The organism is Drancourtella sp. An12 (assembly GCF_002160935.1).
GTDB classification, from domain to species: Bacteria; Bacillota; Clostridia; order Lachnospirales; family Lachnospiraceae; genus Sellimonas; species Sellimonas catena.
Genome location: NZ_NFLO01000007.1, coordinates 116,876 through 122,943, shown reverse-complemented (window position 1 = coordinate 122,943; position 6,068 = coordinate 116,876). Strand labels below are relative to the sequence as shown.

Annotated in this window: 8 protein-coding genes, 5 tRNA genes and 1 pseudogene; 12 read left to right on the top strand and 2 right to left on the bottom strand. The window is 40.5% G+C overall.

Features of this window, described 5'->3' with window-relative positions:
* The 8 genes and pseudogenes from B5E64_RS08960 to B5E64_RS08920 all read left to right on the top strand — a co-directional run.
* A pseudogene (locus B5E64_RS08960) lies at window positions 1-314 on the top strand (transposase); the annotation flags it as partial.
* An 84-nt stretch (window positions 315-398) separates the two neighbouring features.
* Window positions 399-471 (top strand) — tRNA-Thr (locus B5E64_RS08955).
* A 29-nt stretch (window positions 472-500) separates the two neighbouring features.
* Window positions 501-574: transfer RNA gene (locus B5E64_RS08950), tRNA-Ile, on the top strand.
* Window positions 575-596: 22 nt separating this feature from the next.
* Window positions 597-670: transfer RNA gene (locus B5E64_RS08945), tRNA-Asp, on the top strand.
* Window positions 671-699: 29 nt separating this feature from the next.
* Window positions 700-772, top strand: a tRNA-Val gene (locus B5E64_RS08940).
* A gap of 22 nt (window positions 773-794) precedes the next feature.
* A tRNA-Leu gene (locus B5E64_RS08935) sits at window positions 795-881 on the top strand.
* A 393-nt stretch (window positions 882-1,274) separates the two neighbouring features.
* The gene (locus B5E64_RS08925; RefSeq protein WP_087168170.1) at window positions 1,275-1,757 is read left to right on the top strand and encodes a GNAT family N-acetyltransferase; all 483 of its coding nucleotides are present in this window, start codon (window positions 1,275-1,277) and stop codon (window positions 1,755-1,757) included.
* Window positions 1,758-1,790: 33 nt separating this feature from the next.
* A complete protein-coding gene (locus B5E64_RS08920; protein WP_138373253.1) occupies window positions 1,791-2,060 on the top strand; it encodes a hypothetical protein in 270 nt (89 codons plus the stop codon).
* A 399-nt stretch (window positions 2,061-2,459) separates the two neighbouring features.
* Here B5E64_RS08920 and B5E64_RS08915 read toward each other — a convergent pair whose 3' ends face one another.
* Together B5E64_RS08915 and B5E64_RS18035 are read right to left on the bottom strand one after the other, a co-directional pair.
* Window positions 2,460-2,768 carry a hypothetical protein gene (locus B5E64_RS08915; RefSeq protein WP_087168168.1) on the bottom strand — a complete coding sequence of 103 codons (309 nt, stop codon included), beginning with the start codon at window positions 2,766-2,768 and terminating at the stop codon, window positions 2,460-2,462.
* A gap of 66 nt (window positions 2,769-2,834) precedes the next feature.
* Window positions 2,835-3,008: a hypothetical protein gene (locus B5E64_RS18035; protein WP_162610169.1), complete on the bottom strand. Its 174-nt coding sequence runs from the start codon at window positions 3,006-3,008 to the stop codon at window positions 2,835-2,837.
* Between the two features lie 218 nt (window positions 3,009-3,226).
* Between B5E64_RS18035 and B5E64_RS08910 the strand changes: the two genes are divergently transcribed.
* The 4 genes from B5E64_RS08910 (at window position 3,227) to B5E64_RS08895 (ending at window position 6,039) form a co-directional block, all read left to right on the top strand.
* A complete protein-coding gene (locus B5E64_RS08910; RefSeq protein WP_087168167.1) occupies window positions 3,227-3,451 on the top strand; it encodes a hypothetical protein in 225 nt (74 codons plus the stop codon).
* A 247-nt stretch (window positions 3,452-3,698) separates the two neighbouring features.
* Complete coding sequence (locus B5E64_RS08905) at window positions 3,699-4,667, top strand: sigma-70 family RNA polymerase sigma factor (RefSeq protein WP_275532796.1); 969 nt, start codon at window positions 3,699-3,701, stop codon at window positions 4,665-4,667.
* Window positions 4,668-4,694: 27 nt separating this feature from the next.
* The gene (lgt, locus tag B5E64_RS08900; RefSeq protein ID WP_087168165.1) at window positions 4,695-5,456 is read left to right on the top strand and encodes a prolipoprotein diacylglyceryl transferase; all 762 of its coding nucleotides are present in this window, start codon (window positions 4,695-4,697) and stop codon (window positions 5,454-5,456) included.
* Between the two features lie 226 nt (window positions 5,457-5,682).
* On the top strand, window positions 5,683-6,039 hold the full coding sequence (locus B5E64_RS08895; protein ID WP_087168181.1) for an FGGY family carbohydrate kinase: 357 nt from the start codon (window positions 5,683-5,685) through the stop codon (window positions 6,037-6,039).
* Window positions 6,040-6,068 lie beyond the last annotated feature (29 nt).

The window sequence follows — 6,068 nt, the reverse complement described above, 5'->3', positions numbered from 1 at the left end:
GCCGCAGCTTATCCTATGATGCACTGACAGCTCACGTAGCTATCGTGTTTACCAGATACATGTTACTCGCAATGGAACAGCGCCAAAATGAAGATCAGAGGACGCTTGGCGAATTGTTCTTTTTCCTAGTTGATGAAATGGCGGACATTACTTTCCATAGATCACTTGGCATCCTAATGGATGCCTTGATGGCAAGCCTTCAGGAAATCTTAAAACTCAGCGATGAGCAATTGACAGCTTTTACTGCTGATTTTGAAGCAAGACTACCGAAATATCTGCGTAACGCACTCCATCCAGAGTCTATAGGGGCATAAATCACTATTTTGTCAGCTGAAATATTGAATTTTCAAGGAGCGAAGCCCATTTCAGGTATGGGAAGTCTTAGTTAAGAATAAAACGCCAACGTGGCTCAATTGGCAGAGCAGCTGATTTGTAATCAGCAGGTTATCGGTTCGAGTCCGATCGTTGGCTTGTTCCTTTAAAGGGGACACTAAAATTGTGGACCTTTAGCTCAGCTGGTTAGAGCAATCGGCTCATAACCGATCGGTCCCGGGTTCGAGTCCCTGAAGGTCCACTTTAATAAAGGTAAACAATATGGCCCGGTGGCTCAGTTGGTTAGAGCGCCGCCCTGTCACGGCGGAGGTCGTGGGTTCGAGTCCCATCCGGGTCGCTTTTTAATTTAAATATTGTTATTTATTTGGGGTCTTAGCTCAGCTGGGAGAGCATCTGCCTTACAAGCAGAGGGTCATAGGTTCGAGCCCTATAGGCCCCATTCACACGTCTGTGTGAAATATGCCACAGTGGCGGAACTGGCAGACGCACAGGACTTAAAATCCTGCGGGACTTATCCTCCCGTACCGGTTCGATTCCGGTCTGTGGCAGGAGGTAAAAGTGAGAGAAACGTTGATTTTATAGCGTTTCTCTTATTTTTTTGCTTCAAAAGCTTGAACACTTCAGAGATGAGGGATTCTTAACACCTTCTTTATTGTATAATCTGAAAAATTAAATTATACTATAAGTATAGTGGATAAAGTGAGTGTTTAGGGGTATCGAAATGGACAAAAAACATAAATTTTTACTTTGTTACTTAATTATTCCTGTATGTTTTTTGATATTAATTATTGTAACTGGTTTGATAAGCGAACATTCTTTGATTGAAATTTATAACGACGGCTTAGGAATTACAGCGTTATATTACCTTTTTCTCAGTTTGTTTATTTACATCCGATGGAACCATTTTTGAATAATTTTTAATTTGTATGTGGAGGAATAGAATGATTCATCTAGAAAAAATAAATGGCGAAAATATCTGGGATATTTTAAAGTTAAATGTCTCAGATAGTCAGAAAAATTATGTTGCCAGCAATGATATTAGTATTATTGAAGCATATATCGCTATTACATCCAACGGATATGCTTTTCCATTTGGAATTTTTGAAGGTAATAATCCAGTCGGCTTTGTGATGATTGGTTATGACAAAGATGACTATTGGAAGGATGCACCTGCCATAGCAGACGGGAACTATAACCTCTGGAGATTGATGATAGATAAGAAATATCAAAATAGGGGATATGGGAAGCAGGCGGTAGAACTTGCTTTAAGATTTATCAGAACATTTCCCTGTGGTAAAGCTGATTTCTGTTGGCTGTCATATGAGTCCAAAAACGCGGTTGCCAAATCATTGTATGCTTCTTTTGGATTTATAGAGACCGGAGAAAAAGACGGAGAAGAACAGATTGCCGTATTAAAACTCTAAGACACCTTCCCATTTATCGTGGCGTTGAACACAGTGAAAAATCCAAAGTTGTGGAGTTCTAAATATGGAAAGGTAGTTGTGATGGATAAATATTTTAAAGCTGAGCAATTCCACAATAGATACATACAATTATATGAGCATTTTGTGGTAGTGACGCTTATAGACGGAACCACTCTTGAAGGTCTGTACAATGATGATTTTTATGAAGACGAGGCAATATTAATAAGTCTTATAAATAGTCCGAATGTAGCAATAGTTAAGATAGATGATATACAGAAAATGGAAGTATCTCCTTTGGACTGAACTTTATGGAGGTAGAGTTCATTATGAAAAAAATAAGTGAATTTTAGATAGTTGAAAAGAAATGCAAAGCAGGGAGAAAAATTCATGGAAGTATTTTTGAGTATATTAGTAGTATTGATTTTTTATCTTATACTGGTCACATTAATTTCATTGATACGGGCACTTTTTAGTATAAGAAAAGGGAAAAAATATGCTAAGGAAACCTTCCTGTTATTGACCGGAGTAATTACTGTTTTCTTTCTGAAAAGAGAGAGTGAATAGTCAACAGAAAAATCCAGTTTATATAACGAGTATTTGAACGCTGCAGATCTAAGAAGGTGCTTCAAATCCTTATAAACATAGGTTTTGAGGCACCTTCCTTTTATCACTAAATATCATGTCCGGTCGTTGCAGATATTCTTATTCGATTGTCATGGTAATCAGAATATTATCCAGATTTACTTCCTCTTCATCGTAAGGAGTATTCAGACTCAGATCGCGTGAATACGATATACCGCTGTCATTGGTGACAGGATAGAGGCGGTAGTATTGCTCTTCATCGGTATCTTCGATTTCAAATGTCTGAAAGCCGTTTAAAGTGCCCTGAAATCCATTAATTGCAAATTCATAACTGTTGATGTCTTCTGTATAGAAAGTTTCAATATCATTTTCTTCTGCGACATAATTATCTTCGACAATTGCGGTGATCCTGTTTTCACTGCCCTCCAACCGGATATCTGCATAGTGCCCCTTCTCAGGAGAACATAAGAATTCGGTGAGCTTCTCCCAGGTGTGCTACTCCGTATTGGAATGGTAGATATTGAATACAACCTCTTCATAATCAATGTTGCTCAGATCATAGCCCAGATTTCCATGGTATTCAAGCTTCCTGGAAGAACATCCTGACGGGGAAAAAAGCAGTATTAAAACCAGAGCTGATATAATCCCATGCTTTGTCCTTCTTTTCATAGATTTCCCTCCTGTTCTGTATTATAAAAGCGGAAAATCAATCATTGTTATTTAATTTTAGTATAGTACAAAAAATTTTTTTGTATAGTATTAAGGAAAATCTTAGAAATGTTTTAAATTTTATCCATAAAAAGGTCATAATCATTTGCTATACTTCGTATTGTAAAAAGTAGTTCATAAATATGTAGATGGCAGAGTATTGATAAGGAGGTATTTTTTTGTTAGTTGGTTTTTTAAAAACAGGAAAAGATGGAAATGTCTGTATATTATCAGCTCTGAACGGTGAGGGAAGAAGCATTATCAAACCGGGACAGTATCTATATATTAATGTTGCAAGAGGCTGGATTCCGGTTGAGCTGAAATATTCAGACAGAGAAAAACAGTTCTATTTTGAACATCTGCCAAACCTTCCGGTAAATGGAAGGATGGCTTTGGTAAAATAAGAAAAATGAATAAGATTCTTGTATGAAATCAGCAAGTCATGATACAATAAAGTGTAAGACAATGCTGGTTTTGACAGGATAGCCACAAAAGCTAAGAACAGACAGCCGGCTGAAACAACAGCCGGCTGTTGTGCTGATTGTCTTTGCAAAGAAGCGCAGTAAGAGTTCATGCACACACCCTCTGAAGGAGAAAATACAGATTTAATCAACATAGCAGGGGTCAGGCAGAAGAAAGGGCAGGGGAATTGTGGAAGAGAAAAAAAAGAAAAGAATCTTATCTCCGGATGATATAAAGGAAGAAGAGGCGAGACTTCTGGAAGATGTCGAAGATGAGGAGACACAGGAAACCGAGGCAGAAACAGTGGACTCTAAAATGTACGGAGACAGTGCAGGAGATTCGATCCGAATGTATCTGAATGAGATCAACAGGATCCCGCTATTGACTCCGGATGAAGAGCAGGAGCTTGCAAGACAGATTGCCGAGGGTGATCTTGAGGCGAAGAAAAAGATGGAAGAGGCAAATCTTCGCCTTGTGGTTTCGATTGCCAAAAAGTATGTGGGACACGGGCTTCAGCTGATGGATTTGATTCAGGAAGGAAATATCGGGCTGATGAGAGCGGTGGAGAAGTTTGATTATCAGAAAGGCTACCGTTTTTCAACGTATGCCTCCTGGTGGATCAAACAGTCCATGATTCGGGCGATTGCGGATCAGTCCAGAACGATTCGTGTGCCGGTACATATGTCTGAAAATATTACAAAAGTCAGGAGAGCTTCCAAGGAGCTTATGACGGAGCTTGGAAGAGAAGCCACACCAGCCGAGATAGCGGCAAAGCTCGGCGACAAGACGGAAGAAGAGGTACGAGATATTCTGGCATATGCCAGAACTCCGGTTTCATTGGAAACGCCGGTAGGAGAAGAAGAGGACAGCAGTCTTGAGAATTTTATCGAAGACAGCAATGCACAGCAGCCTGAGACTGCGGCAATTTCTACGATAGTAGGTGAAGAAATTGAAGAGCTGTTGAAGATTCTGCCGGAACGTGAGCAGGAGGTTATCCGTATGCGTTTTGGCATGAATGGTGAACGTGTCTATACATTGGAGGAAGTTGGACAGAAAATGCATCTGACAAGAGAGAGAATCCGTCAGATAGAAAGTAAAGCACTCAGAAGACTGAGGCAAAGAATGAGAGAGAAAGGACAAAATGAATATTTTGAATAAATATTTACTGTAACCAGGTGAGAAACAATGAAGAATGACTTGTTAACAATTGGCGGGCTGACAGTGCACGGTTATGGACTGATGATAGGAATTGGATTTATTGCGGCTTATCTGATGACAGAGTTCCGGGCCAGAAAATATCGAATGAATACGGATATCGTATTTACACTTTTTATAAGCTCGGTAGTTTTTGGGCTGCTTGGAGCAAAAGTACTATATTATCTGACAATTCTGGATCGGGTTATCAAAGATCCGGGTGTAATCTTAGATGAAATGGAAGGCTTTGTGGTCTACGGAGGAATTATTGGAGGAGTTCTGGCAGGATATGTAGTCTGCAGAATCAAAAAAGAAAAATTCTGGCAGTATTTTGATCTGATTGCGCCGGCAATCGCTCTGGCCCAGGGATTTGGAAGGATTGGATGTCTGCTTGCGGGGTGCTGTTATGGAAAAGAGACGGATTCACCGCTTTCCATTACATTCCACACATCCGATTTTGCACCAAATGATGTGGCGCTGATACCGACGCAGATTTATTCCAGCATTCTGGATTTCCTGAATTGTATTGTGCTTTGTCTGATTGCAAGGTATGCGAAGAAAGAAAGAACAGTTTCAGGATGTTACCTTATTTTCTACAGTACAGGACGCTTTATTCTGGAGTTTTTCCGGGGAGACCTGGAGAGAGGAAGCGTTGGAGTGCTTTCCACATCGCAGTTTATCTCTATTTTCATTTTTGTGATCGGTGCGGCGATACTGTTTACCGGAAAGAAAAAAGCATTAGTAATGAAATAGTAGTTTTTTGTTTCGGAACAGGCAGCAGTCAAAGGAGTAACAATTACAAACGGCAGTAAGGTAGAGCCGCTTGTATTGCTGAAACATTTTGGACCGAACTGTCCGGATGTTCCGCAGATGACAGAAGAATAAAGAACAGCCCAGAATACCGGAAATCTGTATTCTGGGCTGTTCTTGATCTATGGTAACCGATGGGAAAGAACAGAGAAAGGAAGGAGACAGACGGATGAAATATTTGGTAGGAATCGATAATGGCGGGACATTTTCCAAGACAGCCTTGTTTGATGAGAAGGGAAAGCAGCTTGCGTCAGCAACTGTTCCGACACAGACACTGACGCCGAAACCGGGATATGCGCAACGGGATATGAATGAGCTTTGGGAAGTAAATGCGAAATCAATCAAAAGGGCGATAGATGAAAGTGGAGTGGATCCGGAAAAGATCGCCGGAGTATCATTTTCCGGACACGGGAAAGGGCTGTATCTGGTCGGAGCAGACGGGAAACCGTCATATTACGGATATGAAGCATACTGTAAGGTTTTAGAGGGACTGGATCAGGTCTGGGAGTACTTTGCAGTCAAATAAACAGGGGGCAGGACCGTGAAGAAGTTTTC

Excerpts from the sequence above, each read along its gene's own strand:
- B5E64_RS18035 (WP_162610169.1), bottom strand. The coding sequence starts at position 3,008 with ATGAAAAGAAGGACAAAGCATGGGATTATATCAGCTCTGGTTTTAATA.
- lgt (WP_087168165.1), top strand. The coding sequence starts at position 4,695 with ATGAAGAATGACTTGTTAACAATTGGCGGGCTGACAGTGCACGGTTAT.
- B5E64_RS08895 (WP_087168181.1), top strand. The coding sequence starts at position 5,683 with ATGAAATATTTGGTAGGAATCGATAATGGCGGGACATTTTCCAAGACA.
- B5E64_RS08925 (WP_087168170.1), top strand. The coding sequence starts at position 1,275 with ATGATTCATCTAGAAAAAATAAATGGCGAAAATATCTGGGATATTTTA.